This is a genomic window from Aeromonas sp. SCS5, assembly GCF_001887375.1.
Classification (GTDB): domain Bacteria; phylum Pseudomonadota; class Gammaproteobacteria; order Enterobacterales; family Aeromonadaceae; genus Aeromonas; species Aeromonas jandaei.
The window spans coordinates 103,655-119,043 of the sequence record NZ_LFCS01000006.1 but is presented as its reverse complement, the minus strand read 5'-3'; the positions used below and the strand labels follow the sequence as shown (position 1 = coordinate 119,043).

The window sequence follows — 15,389 nt, the reverse complement described above, 5'->3', positions numbered from 1 at the left end:
AGAGACTGTATGACCCTGGCTTTTGTTGCCCTGATTGCCGGACTGGCGCTGCTGGTCTGGAGTGCTGACAAGTTTGTGGACGGGGCGGCGGCAACCGCCCGTTATGCCGGCATGCCGCCGCTGCTGATCGGCATGGTGATCATCGGTTTCGGCACTTCGGCCCCCGAGATGGTGGTCTCCGCGCTGGCAGCCTCTCAGGGTAATCCCGGGTTGGCCCTTGGCAACGCCTATGGCTCCAACATCACCAATATCGCGCTGATCCTGGGTCTGACGGCGCTTATCAGCCCCATCGCGGTCGCCTCTCAGGTGGTGCGCAAGGAGATCCCGATCCTGCTCGGCATTACCCTGCTCTCCGGTGCCCTGCTGCTGGATGGCCATCTTGGCCGGATGGATGCCGCCATTCTGGGTGTCGTCTTTGTTGGCCTGATGGGCTGGTCCATTTGGGCTGGCATGAATGGCAAGGGAGATGCGCTGGATGTAGAGACCGAAGAGGATATCGCGAGTGAGGGGATGTCCCTCAAAAGCGCCATCTTCTGGCTGGTGGTCGGGCTGGTGTTGCTGATCGGCGCCTCCCGCCTGCTGGTGTGGGGGGCGGTGACCATCGCTCAGACGCTTGGCATCAGCGATCTGGTGATTGGTCTCACCATCGTCGCGATCGGTACTTCGCTGCCGGAGCTGGCCTCGTCCCTCATCGCCATTCGCAAGAATGAGCACGATCTGGCCCTTGGCAACGTGCTCGGCTCCAACCTGTTCAACACCCTGGCTGTGGTGGGGATTGCGTCCGGTATTCACCCGCTCGATGTGGCGCCGGAAGTGCTCTCCCGCGACTGGAGCATCATGATGGGACTGACCCTGCTGCTGCTGGTGATGTGTCTGGGCCGCAAGGGGCAGGGCCGCATCAACCGGCTGGAGGGGGGCGTGCTGCTCACCTGCTTCGTCGCCTACACCGGCTGGTTGCTGGGCAGCCAGTTCGTCTAGCCATATCGGGCATGATGCAACGAAAGAGGGGAAGCCATGGCTTCCCCTCTTTGCATTCTGTTGGCGGCGTTTAAGCGACAGCCACCAGTTTCTGTCCCTTCTGGCTGCTGTCCAGAATGAGGATGCTCGCCTTGGGGAAGAAGTTGAAAGTGGAGGCGGAGGCCCAGGTGTAGGCGCCCATCACCTTGCCCACTACCAGCTCGCCAAGCTCGAGGTCCGGCAGCATGATGCCCTCGCGGATCACATCCACGCTGTCGCAGGTGGGGCCGGAGAGTACCGAGTTGTGCAGCTCGCCGCTGGCATAGGGCGTACTCACCGGATAAGTGACGTGGTCGTAGAGCTGGCCGTTGTAGCTGCCATAGAGGCCGTCATCCAGGTAGTACCAGATCTTGTCACCGCGGTGGGCCTTGCCCATCACGCTGGCGACCGAGGTCATGGCCGGTGCGCTGATAAAGCGGCCCGGTTCGGCAATCTTCTGTACGGTTGCGGGCAGCTTGGCCAGCGCCTCGCGGATCGGGGCACAGAAGCCGTCGATATCGAACTCGCCACCCTCATAATCGACCGGGAAGCCACCACCGATATCCAGCACCCAGGGTTTGAGGCCGAGCGCCCAGGCCTGCTCCATGATCTCGCGGCAGGCGTCGATGGCCTGCACATGGCGACGGGCGTGAGGCACCTGCGAGCCGACGTGGAACGACAGCCCCATCACCTTGATCCCCTTGGCGTGGGCCAGTTGCAACAGTGGCAGCGCCTGTTCCGGGGTGCAGCCGAACTTCTTGGAGAGATCGACCTTGGTCTCGGGGTTGGGGAAGCTGACCCGCAGCAGCAGTTTCACTTCGTCCTTGTAGGGAATGAACTTTTCCAGCTCCAGCGGGTTGTCATAGACAAACACGGTGCAGCCGAACTCCAGCGCATAACGGATATCGCTGTCGCGCTTGATGGGATGGGTATGAATGCAGCGTCCCGGGCGAACCCCCTGACTGCGCACCAGATCCACTTCGCCATTGGTGGCCAGATCGAAACAGGCCCCCTCTTCCTTCAAGACAGAGACCACCGCCTCGTGGGGCAGGGGTTTGAGTGCATAGTGCAATCGTACATCGGGCAGGGCAGTGGCCAGCGCCCGATACTGTTTGCGGACGGCTGCCTTGTCGAGCAGCAGCAGGGGGGAGCCGAATTGTTCAACCAGCTGACGGTAATCTTGTGCTACCAGGGTCTCGTTCATTCTCTTTTGGTCATCCTTAGGGGGCGTGATATGCCCAAGCCATATGCGATTGAACCGGCGACGGCCGGGTCAGGCGAGCGGTCCGGTGGGACCAACCGAACACAGTGCATAAATTGATGGCAAAGTGCTTGGTTATGCGTCGGATTATCTGCTTATTGACTCTGTGTGCAAGCTATTTGATTGGATATGTTGGCAAGTTTTTCTGGCCGAAACGATTGAGAGGATTGCTATCAATTCAGCCACTTTCCTGATCGAACCGTTTCGCTGCCGTTCGGGCTTAACTTGTTGATAGTTAACTAACATTTAACATGTTGGCGAGGGTTTGAGCGCAGGGCAAAAAAGTGCGGCAGCGGGGTTCCAAGTGCGAGACAGCTCACATTTTTTGGATTAACATGCCCGCTTCCTAATCCAAATTAGTTCGGATGAAGGTAGCAGGAGAGCGATGGGCAACCATCCACCGAAGAAGTGAATCTTTCAGGTACCGGGCAACCGGTGTGGACTGCTACTGGACGATACTCTGGAGAGACCCGTTTAATCGGGCGCCGAAGGAGCAAGGCACCATGATTGCATCGCAATCTGGCGCCGGAAACTCTCAGGCAAAAGGACAGAGGGGATGGGATGGTTGTACCTGGGCTTGGCCCGCATCCGATCGCCTCTGGCCGATCGCGACACCTATGGGAAGATCATCCTTCTCCTCCTTAATTTTTGTTTCTTAAGGAGGATGCATGTCATCAATTCAATCGGCGTTAACCGCCATCGATAGCTTTATCTGGGGGCCACCCCTGCTGATCCTGCTGGTCGGGACCGGTATCTACCTCACTCTGCGTCTGGGTCTGCTTCAGGTGGTGCGCTTGCCGCTCGCTCTGCGTCTGGTCTTTGGCCGCGATCAGGGCCAGGGCAAGCAGGGGGATGTCTCCAGCTTCGGCGCCCTCTGTACCGCGCTTTCGGCAACGATCGGCACCGGCAACATCGTCGGGGTCGCCACCGCCATCAAGCTGGGCGGCCCGGGTGCCCTGTTCTGGATGTGGATGGCTGCGCTGTTTGGTATGGCTACCAAGTACGCCGAGTGTCTGCTGGCGGTCAAATATCGCGAGCAGGATGCCAACGGCCAGATGGCTGGCGGCCCCATGTACTATCTGGAGAAGGGGCTCGGCTCCAGGCCGCTGGCCAAGCTGTTCGCCCTGTTCGGCATCGGCGTCGCCTTCTTCGGCATCGGCACCTTCCCGCAGGTGAACGCCATCAGTGATGCCATGAGCCTCTCCTTCTCGGTGCCCCGTGAAGCGACTGCCGTGGTGTTGACCCTGATCGTGGCGCTGGTGACTTTGGGGGGCATCCAGTCCATCTCCAGCGTGTCGAGCAAGGTAGTGCCCTTCATGGCCATCTTCTACATCGTCGCCTGTCTGGGCGTGCTGGTGAACAATGCCAGTGCCTTGCCGGAGGCGATCGCGCTGGTGATCGGGAGTGCCTTCACCGGCCATGCGGCGACCGGTGGCTTCGTCGGTGCCGGCATCATGCTGGCAATCCAGTCCGGGGTGGCGCGCGGGGTCTTCTCCAACGAGTCGGGACTGGGCTCAGCGCCTATCGCGGCAGCGGCGGCCAAGACAGACTCCTGTGTGGAGCAGGGGCTGGTCTCCATGACCGGTACCTTCATCGACACTATCATCATCTGCACCATGACCGGCCTGACCCTGGTGGTGACCGGGGTGTGGAGCGGCGATGTGAGCGGCGCCGCCATGACCAGTCAGGCCTTTGCCCAGGGGCTTGATGCCCATATCGGCCAGTATCTGGTGAGCATTGGCCTGCTGTTCTTCGCCTTTACTACCATCCTTGGCTGGAACTACTACGGTGAGCGCTGCACCGAGTACCTGTTCGGGGTGAAGGCGATCAAACCTTACCGCCTCATCTATCTGGTGCTGGTGGCGAGCGGTGCCTTCCTCCATCTGGATATGATTTGGCTGCTGGCCGACATCGTTAACGGCCTGATGGCGGTGCCCAACCTTATCGGTCTGATTGGCCTGCGCCACGTGGTGATTGCCGAGACCCGCGCCTACTTCAGTCGCGAACAGGATGGCGAAGCCGAGCCGGAACCGCAGACCGCCTGATCCCGCAACAATCGATTTAAACGGAAAAAGCCACGACCCGGGTCGTGGCTTTTTTATTGCGCTCTGTTCGTCGCGGGATCAGAGAGGCTGTTTGCTGCGCTTGGGCAGCAGCAGGTTCATCACGATGGCGGTGATGCCGCCGGTGGCGACGCCATAAGAGAGCACGCTTCTGGCCAGCTCCGGCAGGTGCTGCAGCACTTCCGGCACCTGCGCTACCCCGAGGCCCATGGCCAGCGACACCGCCAGGATCATCAGGGCACGGCGGTCGAGCTCCTCGCGGGAGATGATGCGCACACCAGCGGCGGCAATGGTGCCGAACATGACGATGGTGGCGCCGCCCAGCACAGGTTCGGGGATCTGCTGTACCAGACTGGCTACCGCAGGGAACAGGCCGAGCAGGGCCAGCATGGCGGCGATGAAGAGGCCGACATGACGGCTGGCGACGCCGGTCAGCTGAATAACGCCGTTGTTCTGGGCGAAGGTGGACATGGGGAAGGTGGAGAACAGCGCTGCCAGCATGGAGTTGGCGCCATCGGCCAGCACGCCGCCCTTGATCCGCTCCATATAGACAGGCCCTTCCAGCGGCTCGCCGGAGATGTCGGAGGTGGCGGTCATGTCACCGATCGCCTCGAGCGCCGTCACCACGAAGATGATGGCGAGCGGTACGAACAGCTGCCAGTCAAAGCCGAGACCGTAGTGAAGCGGAATGGGCACCATCACCAGCGGGCCATCGAAGGTGGGGGCGCTCACTTTGCCCAGCAGCAGCGCCACGGCATAGCCCGCCAGCATGGCGATCATGATGGCGGAGAGGCGCAGCCAGGGGTTGCGGCTGCGCTGCAGCAATACGATGAGGCCGAGTACCAGCAGGGAGAGGAAGAGGTTGGTGTGGCTGGCGAAGCTGCCGTCTGCCAGCGCGCCATAGCCACCGCCCATGCTGATGAGCCCCACCTTGATCAGGGTCAGGCCGATCAGCAGCACGACGATGCCGGTCACCAGCGGGGTGATGATCCGTTTCACCAGATGGAGGAAGCGGCTCATCACCACTATGGTGAGGGCGGCTGCTAGCATTGTGCCGAACAGGGTGCCCAGCAGATCGTCGGTGGGCATGGCCGCCTGCTTGAGGGCGAGACCGGAGGCGATGATGGGGCCGAGGAAGTTGAAGCTGGTGCCCTGTACCGAGAGCAGGCCGGAACCGATGGGGCCGAAGCGGCGGGTCTGGATGAAAGAGGCGATGCCGGACATGACCAGCGACATGGAGACGATATAGCGAGTGTCGGCGGCAGGGAGGCCGAGGGCATTGGCGATGATGAGAGGAGGAGTGATGATGGCGACAAACATGGCGAGCATATGCTGCAGGGCGGCGAACAGCGTCTGGGGCAGAGGCGGGACATCCTCTATGCCATAGACCAGTTCGCTATGGGCTCGCCTGGGTGGATGTGCCTCTCGATTGGCGCGTGTGACTGCTGCCTGTTCCATATGTACCTCGACTGTGTGGGGGGAGGGGGAAAAATTGGGCGCTATTGTAGTGATCGAGAGGGGGATGGCCAGCGTTAATGAAGAGAAAAAAGGTTTATTTTTCTGTGTATTGAAACGTTTGCGCGGTGTCGTTATCATCTGTCGGTTTGTGTGATCGTCTTCTCCTTTTTATTCCCCTCGCTAATGACATTTTTACCACTTTGTAGGTGTAGAATGAGCCCTCGGTAATTAATCGTGGAGACTCTGGATGCTTAAGTTGTCAGAGTTCTGGAGTGCGAGGGTTCACTCCGAAGACTTTACCCGTACCCGTATGGGTTTTATGACGGTGCGGTTGCGCCTGCTCACCTGTCTGCTGATGGCCGGGTTGCCGGCCTGGGCCGTGGTGGACTGGATTACTCTGCCTGCCCCCCATTTCGAGCAGCTGTTTCAGGCCCGCATCTTCTGCACTCTGGCACTCTCTCCGCTGATCCCCCTCTCTTACCTCATTCACTTTCGTCGCGAGCGGATGAAGCTGGCGCTCGGCTATCTGATGATGGTGATGATGATTTTCTCCCTCTTCTGCCTGCACAGTTTTGGCAGCGAGCAGGAGCTGCAGGCCGGTTATGCCGTCTTCCCCTATCTGCTCATCACCCTGTTTGCCATCTTTCCCATCCCGCTCTCTCTTGGGCTACAGCTGGCTGGCGTGGTGCTGGTGACCATGCTGCTGGGGTACTGGCTGCTGGTGGGGCAGAGCCTCTGGAGCCAGGCCACGCTGAACCAGATCTGGGTGCTCGGCATGTTTACCCTGGCCAGCTGCTGGGTGCAGTGCGGTCAGCTCAATATGCTGCTGCGGCTCTATCGGGAGTCCACCACCGACGAGCTGACCGGCATGATGAACCGCCGCCTGCTGATGAAGCAGCTGGAACAGGCAAGAGTCCGACTGCAGACCAAGAAGAAGCCCTTTGCGGTAATGCTGCTGGATCTCGATCGTTTCAAGCGGATCAACGATATCTACGGTCATCTGGCAGGGGATGCGGTGCTCAAGGAGGTGGCCACCACGCTCGGCGAGCAGCTGGAACCTGATATGGTGCTGGGGCGCTACGGCGGCGAGGAGTTTGCCATCCTGATGCACAACCACGCCGATCCGGTACAGGCGACCAGAATGGCCGAGCGGCTGCGTATTGCGGTCGAGGCGCGGCTGGTAAAGAGTCCCACCTCGGACGAGTTGCTGGAGGTGACGGTGAGTATCGGGATTGCCATGGCTCGTGCCGACGACACCATCGATATTCTGATCAACCGTGCCGACGAGTGCCTCTATCAGGCCAAGATGGCGGGGCGCAACTGTGTGGTGGTCGAGGGTCAGAACAGTGGAAAGACAGATGCCGCCTGAGGGCGGCATCTTGTTGGCAAGGTGCTGGCGAAATCAGCTCAGCTTGTACTTGCCGGAGAGTTGCTGGGCCAGCAGCTTGAACATGTTGAACACTGCCATGGTCTTGCCGGTCGGGGTGCCATCTTCGGCGAGGAAGAACTCCCCCTTGAACACCAGAATATCCCCCTTCTGCTCCACCGAGTCGGCGCGCATGCCGTGGATGAAATCTTCGTGTTCCTTGATGATCTTGTTGGCCATCTCCAGCAGGGCAGTCTCGGTGATCAGCTCTTTCTGTGGTTGCATGCTCGTCTCCTTAAACGACTACTGGGCAGGGGCATTGAGCCATTGCATGTGGCGGCGCCCTGCCTCTGATTGAAGAGGGGGCTAGCATACTGCAAACGGGGATTTTCTGTCATTGATATGACCCCGCTTTGTCGCGTTTTAGCCCATCACCAGATTCTTCAGCCAGCGGCGCTGGCGAATGCGACGCTGCACCAGCACCATCTTGCTGATCTCCTCCAGCAGTACCACCGCCACCACCCAGGAGAGGGGCCAGCCGAGCAGAGAGACCGCCACCCACGCCAGCGGCAAGCCGATACACCACATGCCGACGATATCGATGAAGATGGTGTAGTTGACATCGCCGCCCGAGCGCAGCACCCCGATGATCCCCACCATGTTGAACACCTTGAGCAGCATGCCAAAGCACATGATGCCGAGCACCTGACCCGCCTCGGCCATCAGCTCGGGAGGCAGGTTGCCGACCCACTGCAGCAGGTTGGTCTGCAGCAGCCAGACTGCGATCCCCACCAGCAGGGCGCCGATGGGGGCGAGCAGCAGGAAGAGCTGGGAGTGCTGCCAGGCGACCTCGTACTCCTCGGCGCCAAGCCGGTGACCGAGCAGGGTGGAGCAGGCCACCGCCAGCCCGAAGAAGAGGGAGATGAGGATGCTCTCCAGCGTGCCCAGGGTCGTCATGATGGCCAGCGAATCGGTGCCAAGATGGGCGTAGAGAAAGCCGTAGAGCAGCATGCCGAACGCCCAGAGGCCGTCATGAAACAGCAGCGGCAGGGCGATCAGGGTAAAGCGTACCACCTCCTTGCGCCGAAATGCTGCCAGCCAGTCAGCCTTGCGCGGCACGAGGCGAGCCTCATTGCGCTGCACATAGATAAGCAGCAGCACCGTCTGCAGCAGCCGGGAAATAGTGGTGCCCCAGGCCGAGCCGGCTACGCCCATCGCCTCGAAGCCAAAGTGGCCGAAGATGAGGGCGTAGTTGAGGATGACGTTGGCAATGATGGCGATGATGCCGATCCGGGTGGGGGCGGCGGCATTGCCGACCGAACGCAGCGCCGACTCCAGCGGTACCACCACGGCGGTGCAGAGGATGGTGGCGCCGGTGATCATCAGAAACTGGTCGGCCAGCGGGCGCAGTTCGGGATCCTGGCTGGCAAATCCGAGCACGTCGCCCGGAGCGAGCACATAGATGAGGGCAAACGGCAGCGCCACCAGCAGGGCGCCGACCAGCGCCAGTGCCAGTGACCGGCGTACCCCGGCCATCTCGCCGCGGCCGTAATATTGTGCTGCCAACACCGAGACCCCGCCTGCGAGGCCCGCTGTCACCAGCAGATTGAAGAAGAAGACCCGGTTACCCAAGCCGACCGCCGCCACAGCCGTGGTGCCAAGCTGGCTCACCATCATGATGTCGATGAGACCAAGCAGGGAGAACATCATGGATTGCAGCGAAACCGGCAGGGCCAGCCGCCACAATCGGGTCATGAACTCGCGATCGGTGGTTTGTTTTAAAATCGCTTGCCAATAATTCATTAGTGTTCACCGGGTATGAGAAAAGCAAGGTTTGTCATGGGTATGATAGGGGGAGTGGCGAGCGGCTTCACTGTGAGTCTCTCTCTGGTTTATTGTGTGAAACTATCCTGTTGAGGTGTTATGCCCTTTGTCAGCGAGTGTCTGGAGATAGCGCCCTCCTGCGATGAGCGAATGCTGGGGCGCGAAGGGCTGCCGCTGCTCGGCGAGGCCGGTATCTTTCTGACCGGCCTCTCGACCATTCGGGAGCACTACCTCATTCGCCGCAATCGGCCCGAGTTTCACATTCTGATGGCGAGCCACAGTGAGGGGGGGGCGCTGCTTACCGACCGGGGCGAGCAGCCTGTCCCGAATGGTTCGCTCATCTTTTTACCCGCCGCCGTGCCCGGTGGCCTCAAGCTGGTGGGGGAGCAGTGGCAGATGAGCTGGATTTTGCTCGATGACGTGCCGCGCTGGCAGCATCTGCACCGGCTCGGCCACCGTATCTGGCAGGGGGATGGCGGTGATCAGCTTCATCATCTGCTCAGCCTGATCCAGCTCGAAGGGGTTCGTTCCCCGCTCCAGCCCCAGTTGCTCACTCTGCTGCTGGCTCTGCTGGAGCGCACCCTGCAAGGGGAAGTGCGTGGCACGCCGGAGCTGCGCCTGCAGGCGCTGTTTCGCCGGGTGGAGGCGCGTCTCGACGAGCCCTGGAGTGTGGCCCTGCTCGCTGACCAGATGGCCTGCTCGGTGCCTCATCTGCACCGCCTCTGTCAGCAGCACTTTGGTATGGGGCCGATGGCAAGGGTGACCGAGCTCAGAATGAACAAGGCGCGCCAGTTGCTGCTTTATACCAACTGGCCGCTCAGCGAGCTGGCCGCCCGGGTCGGTTATAGCGATGGCGCCAACTTTGCCAACTCGTTTCGACGCCTGACTGGTCAGACCCCGGGGGCATTTCGTCGACTCGGTCGCAAACCTTTTGCAACGGATATGCAAACTCTTTGAAATTAATGACACAAGCCCCTAGGATCGGCGGGTTCCTGCGTCTAGCTAACCGTTTAGGTATCAAGATCCATGTTTGAAGATAATAACCAGAAACGTCCTCTCTACATTCCCTACGCCGGTCCCGCCCTGCTGGAGACCCCGCTGCTCAACAAGGGGAGCGCCTTCACCAGCGAAGAGCGCAGCAACTTCAACCTCGAGGGGCTGTTGCCCCAGAATATCGAGACCATCGAGGAGCAGGCCGAGCGTGCCTATCGCCAGTTCATGGCGTTTGGCAACGACATGGACAAGCACATCTACCTGCGCAACATCCAGGACACCAACGAGACGCTGTTCTACCGGCTGCTGCACAACCACCTGACCGAGATGCTGCCCATCATCTACACCCCGACCGTCGGCAAGGCGTGCGAGGAGTTCTCCAACATCTATCGCCGCGCCCGTGGCCTCTTCATCTCCTATCCGGACAAGGAGAGGATCGATGACATGCTGCAAAACGCCACCAAGCAGAACGTCAAGGTGATCGTGGTGACCGATGGCGAGCGGATCCTGGGTCTGGGTGACCAGGGCATCGGTGGCATGGGCATTCCCATCGGCAAGCTGTCGCTCTACACCGCCTGTGGCGGCATCTCGCCCGCCTACTGCCTGCCGGTGGTGCTGGATGTGGGCACCAACAACCAGCAGTTGCTGAACGACCCCTTCTACATGGGCTGGCGCAATCCGCGCATCTCCGGTGAAGAGTATGCCGAGTTCGTCGATGCCTTCATTCAGGCGGTCAAGCGCCGCTGGCCGGATATCCTGCTGCAGTTCGAGGACTTCGCCCAGAACAACGCCATGCCGCTGCTCAACCGCTACAAGAACGAGCTCTGCTGCTTCAACGACGACATTCAGGGTACTGCTGCGGTGACCCTCGGCAGCCTGATCGCCGCCTGCAAGGCCTCCGGCGCCAAGCTCTCCGAGAAGCGGGTTGCCTTCCTCGGCGCGGGCAGCGCCGGTTGCGGCATCGCCGAGCAGATCGTTGCGCAGATGAAGGCCGAGGGGCTGACCGATGCCCAGGCACGCAGCCGGGTCTTTATGGTGGACAGATTCGGTCTTATCACCGACAAGATCCCCAACCAGCTCGACTTCCAGCGCCGCCTCTCCCAGCCGGTGGAGCGCATTGCCGATTGGCCGGTGGGTGACAACATCTCCCTGCTGGAGGTAATGGAACATGGGCGCCCGGACATTCTGATCGGGGTCTCCGGCCAGCCGGGGCTGTTCACCGAAGAGGTGGTCAAGACCATGCACAAGCACTGTGCCCGTCCCATCATCTTCCCGCTCTCCAACCCCACCTCCCGGGTCGAGGCGACGCCTGCAGATCTCATCCGCTGGACCGACGGTCAGGCGCTGGTGGCAACCGGCAGCCCGTTTGCTCCGGTGGAGTACAAGGGCAAGCGCTACGTCATCGCCCAGTGCAACAACTCCTTCATCTTCCCGGGGATCGGCCTTGGCGTCATCGCCTCCGGCGCCACCCGGGTGACCGACGCCATGCTGATGTCGGCCAGCCGTGCGCTGGCGGAGTGCTCGCCGCTGGTGAAAGGGGAGGAGGGCTCCCTGCTGCCGGATCTGGCGGATATCCATCAGGTCTCCCGCTACATCGCCAAGATGGTGGCCAAGACCGCCATGCTGCAGGGCAAGGCGGTGCAGACCCCGGACGAGGTGATCGATCAGGCCATCGAAGCGAACTTCTGGCATCCGGAGTATCGTCGCTACCGCCGCACCTCCTTCTGATACAGCTCAGCGCTAAAAGCCATAAAAACAAAGGGATGCCTGGGCATCCCTTTTTGCATCCGGTGAGTTATTGCGATAGTGAGCGATCGAACTGAATGATTGCTTCCATGACCTCATCTGGTGCTTCATACCAAGGGAAATGGCCTGCATTGGGGATGGTTACCTGTCGAACGTTATCCCCTTGATAGCGGGGATCCTGCCACTGCTGCTGAGCGACTACTCGATCATCACCACCGGAAATAATAAGCACCGGGATAGTCGCTGGCCACCAGCGGGCCTCGTACGTTTCATCAAAGTGGTCTGCCGACCAGCCCATGGCCGCAAGGTTGAAGGGGAGGCTCGCCAGCATGGTCCGCCCCATGGCCAATGTGTGCGTCGAAAAGTTCCAGGGAGCACTTGCCATGACGAGCGCCCTGAGGGTCGCGATATTTGGTTCGCGGGAAAAAGCTTGCGCGGCAGTCTCGCTCTCGGGCAAGGGGTGCTGTTCACACATGCTTGCAAAGTCGGCCTGCCAGCGAGCAGAGGGGGCCGAGCTTATCAACACCAGCCCAGCCAGCCGCGTAGCCAGTTCAGATACCGAGAGCAGATACATGCCACCGGTTGAATGACCAATGAAAACGGGGTTGGGAAGTGCATCGGCTGCTTCTATGAGTACATCCGGCCAGCGCTCGTACGCAGTCGCATGATCGATCATGTCGGTATTGCTGCCATCGCCGGGCAGATCAATTAGCCAGACTGTGCCGTTGACCGTCAGCTGCTCTGCCAGCATTTGCAGGCTTTCCGAGCCGAGCCCCGGACCACCTGGAAGCAGCAGCCAGTTGTATTTGCCTGCCGAGCGCGAGACGCATCTCATGCGAATGCGGGAGGGGGTATAACGCACGTCATGCATTGTGTATTTATCTATGACTTGAACCGGTCGGGGAGTGCAGACTTTATGCTGGCAAGGCAACGACGGCAAGCTGGTTTGAGTGGTGTGGAAGCGAAGGGTAAATGACAAGGGGGATGCCCAGACATCCCCCTTGATTCAGGTAATACAGCGTTCGCTACGCAAACAGAACTTGGTTACTTGGTTACTTGCTGGACGCCGGTGACGCGTACTTCGACGCGGCGATCCGGGGCAAGACAGGCGATCAACTTGGCCTTGGCCTTGATGCCGTCGCACTGGGTGCCGGTAACCGGGTTAGCCTCGCCACGACCCTCGATGGAGACCTTGCCAGCCGGCAGACCCTTGCCCACCAGGAAGTCGGCCACGGTGCGGGCACGGGCTTCGGAGAGCTTCAGGTTGTAGGCATCGGAGCCGATGCGGTCGGTATAACCGACCACCACGGCGCTGCCATCTTTCGGCTGCACGTCGACGATCTGTTGATACAGGGTATTGAGCGCTGCGACACCTTCTGGCTTGAGGCTGGATTTGCCAAAGGCAAACAGCACGTCAGAGCTCAGGGCAAAGTTCTTGTCGACGACTACGGGCTCGGGAACGGGCTCGGGGGCTGGAGCGGCAACCGGTGCGACATAGGATGTCCGGTTGGGGTGCAGCACCAGCTCCAGGGTGGCAACGCTCATGTCGCTCTCCCAGGTTTTCTGCTCGTCACCCAGATTCCACAGGTAGCGGTAGCGAGCCTGCACATCGATGAGGTCGGAGAGCTTGGCTGTCAGCCCCAGGCCTGCCAGCGGCGCAGTGCCGTTGGCGTCGTTGCCGTTACCGTTGACGTGGTTGAAGTAGGCACCACCTTCAGCGAATACGGAGAAGATATCGCCCAGCGGCAGGCGAGCGATACCGGATAAAGTGCCCCCCTGAGTCTTGAAGTCGGTACCGTCTACGCCAGCTTTGCCAGCGTAGAGATAGCCCAGCTCGGCGGCGAAGTTCTGGTTGAAGTTGTAGCCACCGAACAGGTTCAGCGCGGTGGCATCCTTGTCGGCATCTTTGCCGAAATCATCGAGATTGTGGGCATAGGCCCAGCCTGCGCCCATACCGCCGTACCAGTCATCGGCGGCCTGTGCCGTGGTGGCTGCGGCGGCGAGCGCCAGCGCGATCAGAGTTGGTGCCATGTTGATTTTCATCGAATTATCCTCGTTGCATCAGCCCTTGCGGGCATTCGAAACAGTCGTTCTTATTAGCTGCGAAAAATTCGCCAGCAAAGTGGATAGCGGATGGCTTCGGGACACTCATGAGGCATTGGCATCATGGACAACAGACCGGAAGGGAAGCGTTATCTCGCGCTTATCCAATCCCTTACAGGCGCAACTACTGTATGCCTTTGACTCTGAGCAGGCAAGTTCACGGGAAAAGGTGACAGGATTGTCAGAATCAGACGGGGAAGTATGGAGCGGGGGAAAATGACAGGGGATAAACAAAAGGGGGAGCCTTGGCTCCCCCTTTCCGCACACAAGAGTCAGATTACTTCTGAACTTCTTGTACGCCAGATACGCGAACTTCTACGCGACGGTCCGGAGCCAGGCAGGAGATCAGCTGAGCTTTAGCTTTCACGCCGTTGCACTTGGTGCCGGTAACCGGGTTGGCTTCGCCACGACCTTCGATGGCAACTTTGCTGGCAGCCATACCTTTGCTGACCAAGAAGTTGGCAACGGTGCGGGCACGCGCTTCAGACAGCTTCTGGTTGTAAGCGTCGGAACCGATACGGTCGGTGTAACCAACAACAACAGCGTTGCCATCTTTCGGCTGGAACTCAACGATCTGCTGGTACAGAGCGTTCAGGGCAGCAACACCTTCCGGCTTCAGGCTGTCTTTGCCGAAGGCGAACAGGACGTCGGAGTTCAGAGCGAAGTTTTTCTCAACGATCTGCGGAGCAACCGGAGCCGGAGCTTCTTCAACAACCGGAGCCGGAGCCGGAGCTACGTAGGAAGAACGGAACGGGTGGTATACGGCTTCCAGGGTAGCAACGCTCTGGTTGGACTTGTAACGGTCACCGTTGTCAGCGTGCAGGTCAGCCACGTCCCACATGTAGCGGTAGCGAGCTTGCAGATCCAGAGCGTCGCTAACCTTGTAGGTCACGCCCAGGCCAGCCAGCGGGGAAACCTTGGTGTCGCTTACGCCCAGACCATCGGTGTGAGCCCAGTAGGCGCCGCCTTCAGCAAAGGCAGAGAAGTCGCCGCCCAGCGGCAGACGAGCGATACCGGACAGAGTGGCACCCTGGTTCTCGTAACGGTTGCCGTCAGTGTTGCCACGACCAGCGTACTGGTAGCCGAACTCGGTACCGAAGTTTTCGGTGAAGTTGTAACCTACGAAGGCGTTGGCAGCAGCAGCATCTTCTTCACCAACGTTGGTGCTTTCGATCTTGTTCAGACCGTTGAAGTGAGCAGCACCAACACCGGCACCGAAGTAGATGTCGTCAGCGGCGTGAGCAGCGGTGGCACCCAGAGCAGCCATGGTGATGGCAATCAGGGAAGGAGCCATTTTCATCATAAAAAAATCCTCGTTGAGATCGCACGTTGTTCACATGCTTCGCACTATTGAATTTATGTAAGCTGCAGGCTCCGCCGTACTGCTGGCGTCGAGTCTGGCAGTGACCCGGTGTCGGGTCGCACACTCTCCTGGTGTGTCAGATGCGCTGGCAGGGCACGCTGAACGTGAAAAACCGCAGCCAGGCAACGATGTCATTCCGATGACGAGGCGCACTCTATGCCGATTTTGAAACATGATCAAGCTCACAAATGAACCTGATGGCAAATTGTGTCGTGT

General features: G+C 60.0%; 12 protein-coding genes and 1 riboswitch. Of the genes, 5 read left to right on the top strand and 7 right to left on the bottom strand.

What is annotated here, in order from left to right:
• Positions 1-9 precede the first annotated feature (9 nt).
• The gene (locus BS300_RS08360) at positions 10-978 is read left to right on the top strand and encodes a calcium/sodium antiporter (RefSeq protein ID WP_043849393.1); all 969 of its coding nucleotides are present in this window, start codon (positions 10-12) and stop codon (positions 976-978) included.
• Positions 979-1,048: 70 nt separating this feature from the next.
• Here BS300_RS08360 and BS300_RS08355 read toward each other — a convergent pair whose 3' ends face one another.
• Positions 1,049-2,200 carry a type III PLP-dependent enzyme gene (locus BS300_RS08355; RefSeq protein WP_071912110.1) on the bottom strand — a complete coding sequence of 384 codons (1,152 nt, stop codon included), beginning with the start codon at positions 2,198-2,200 and terminating at the stop codon, positions 1,049-1,051.
• A 507-nt stretch (positions 2,201-2,707) separates the two neighbouring features.
• A riboswitch (glycine riboswitch) is annotated at positions 2,708-2,818 on the top strand.
• Between the two features lie 107 nt (positions 2,819-2,925).
• Between BS300_RS08355 and BS300_RS08350 the strand changes: the two genes are divergently transcribed.
• Positions 2,926-4,302, top strand: a complete 1,377-nt coding sequence (locus tag BS300_RS08350; RefSeq protein WP_071912108.1) for a sodium:alanine symporter family protein — start codon at positions 2,926-2,928, stop codon at positions 4,300-4,302.
• A 78-nt stretch (positions 4,303-4,380) separates the two neighbouring features.
• Here BS300_RS08350 and BS300_RS08345 read toward each other — a convergent pair whose 3' ends face one another.
• A complete protein-coding gene (locus tag BS300_RS08345; protein WP_042032987.1) occupies positions 4,381-5,778 on the bottom strand; it encodes a nucleobase:cation symporter-2 family protein in 1,398 nt (465 codons plus the stop codon).
• 247 nt (positions 5,779-6,025) lie between these two features.
• Between BS300_RS08345 and BS300_RS08340 the strand changes: the two genes are divergently transcribed.
• Positions 6,026-7,147, top strand: a complete 1,122-nt coding sequence (locus BS300_RS08340; protein WP_071912107.1) for a GGDEF domain-containing protein — start codon at positions 6,026-6,028, stop codon at positions 7,145-7,147.
• A gap of 33 nt (positions 7,148-7,180) precedes the next feature.
• Here BS300_RS08340 and BS300_RS08335 read toward each other — a convergent pair whose 3' ends face one another.
• Together BS300_RS08335 and BS300_RS08330 are read right to left on the bottom strand one after the other, a co-directional pair.
• The gene (locus tag BS300_RS08335) at positions 7,181-7,429 is read right to left on the bottom strand and encodes a YciN family protein (protein ID WP_033115738.1); all 249 of its coding nucleotides are present in this window, start codon (positions 7,427-7,429) and stop codon (positions 7,181-7,183) included.
• A 138-nt stretch (positions 7,430-7,567) separates the two neighbouring features.
• On the bottom strand, positions 7,568-8,947 hold the full coding sequence (locus BS300_RS08330; protein WP_071912105.1) for an MATE family efflux transporter: 1,380 nt from the start codon (positions 8,945-8,947) through the stop codon (positions 7,568-7,570).
• Between the two features lie 120 nt (positions 8,948-9,067).
• Between BS300_RS08330 and BS300_RS08325 the strand changes: the two genes are divergently transcribed.
• Positions 9,068-9,925 carry a helix-turn-helix transcriptional regulator gene (locus BS300_RS08325; RefSeq protein ID WP_071912104.1) on the top strand — a complete coding sequence of 286 codons (858 nt, stop codon included), beginning with the start codon at positions 9,068-9,070 and terminating at the stop codon, positions 9,923-9,925.
• A gap of 69 nt (positions 9,926-9,994) precedes the next feature.
• Positions 9,995-11,689 carry an NAD-dependent malic enzyme gene (locus tag BS300_RS08320; RefSeq protein WP_041208193.1) on the top strand — a complete coding sequence of 565 codons (1,695 nt, stop codon included), beginning with the start codon at positions 9,995-9,997 and terminating at the stop codon, positions 11,687-11,689.
• Between the two features lie 67 nt (positions 11,690-11,756).
• On the opposite strand, the gene BS300_RS08315 is transcribed toward BS300_RS08320, so the two are convergent.
• From BS300_RS08315 to BS300_RS08305, 3 genes are all read right to left on the bottom strand, one after another.
• A complete protein-coding gene (locus tag BS300_RS08315; protein WP_071912102.1) occupies positions 11,757-12,578 on the bottom strand; it encodes an alpha/beta hydrolase in 822 nt (273 codons plus the stop codon).
• A gap of 173 nt (positions 12,579-12,751) precedes the next feature.
• Positions 12,752-13,750 carry a porin OmpA gene (locus BS300_RS08310; RefSeq protein ID WP_043849401.1) on the bottom strand — a complete coding sequence of 333 codons (999 nt, stop codon included), beginning with the start codon at positions 13,748-13,750 and terminating at the stop codon, positions 12,752-12,754.
• 337 nt (positions 13,751-14,087) lie between these two features.
• Positions 14,088-15,113, bottom strand: coding sequence for an OmpA family protein (locus tag BS300_RS08305; RefSeq protein WP_071912100.1), 1,026 nt, complete (start codon positions 15,111-15,113; stop codon positions 14,088-14,090).
• Positions 15,114-15,389 lie beyond the last annotated feature (276 nt).

What these genes read in the sequence shown, in the direction of transcription:
- BS300_RS08360 (WP_043849393.1), top strand. Translation starts at nt 10, where the DNA reads ATGACCCTGGCTTTTGTTGCCCTGATTGCCGGACTGGCGCTGCTGGTC.
- BS300_RS08355 (WP_071912110.1), bottom strand. Translation starts at nt 2,200, where the DNA reads ATGAACGAGACCCTGGTAGCACAAGATTACCGTCAGCTGGTTGAACAA.
- BS300_RS08320 (WP_041208193.1), top strand. Translation starts at nt 9,995, where the DNA reads ATGTTTGAAGATAATAACCAGAAACGTCCTCTCTACATTCCCTACGCC.
- BS300_RS08310 (WP_043849401.1), bottom strand. Translation starts at nt 13,750, where the DNA reads ATGAAAATCAACATGGCACCAACTCTGATCGCGCTGGCGCTCGCCGCC.
- BS300_RS08345 (WP_042032987.1), bottom strand. Translation starts at nt 5,778, where the DNA reads ATGGAACAGGCAGCAGTCACACGCGCCAATCGAGAGGCACATCCACCC.
- BS300_RS08325 (WP_071912104.1), top strand. Translation starts at nt 9,068, where the DNA reads ATGCCCTTTGTCAGCGAGTGTCTGGAGATAGCGCCCTCCTGCGATGAG.
- BS300_RS08315 (WP_071912102.1), bottom strand. Translation starts at nt 12,578, where the DNA reads ATGCATGACGTGCGTTATACCCCCTCCCGCATTCGCATGAGATGCGTC.
- BS300_RS08330 (WP_071912105.1), bottom strand. Translation starts at nt 8,947, where the DNA reads ATGAATTATTGGCAAGCGATTTTAAAACAAACCACCGATCGCGAGTTC.
- BS300_RS08305 (WP_071912100.1), bottom strand. Translation starts at nt 15,113, where the DNA reads ATGATGAAAATGGCTCCTTCCCTGATTGCCATCACCATGGCTGCTCTG.
- BS300_RS08350 (WP_071912108.1), top strand. Translation starts at nt 2,926, where the DNA reads ATGTCATCAATTCAATCGGCGTTAACCGCCATCGATAGCTTTATCTGG.
- BS300_RS08340 (WP_071912107.1), top strand. Translation starts at nt 6,026, where the DNA reads ATGCTTAAGTTGTCAGAGTTCTGGAGTGCGAGGGTTCACTCCGAAGAC.
- BS300_RS08335 (WP_033115738.1), bottom strand. Translation starts at nt 7,429, where the DNA reads ATGCAACCACAGAAAGAGCTGATCACCGAGACTGCCCTGCTGGAGATG.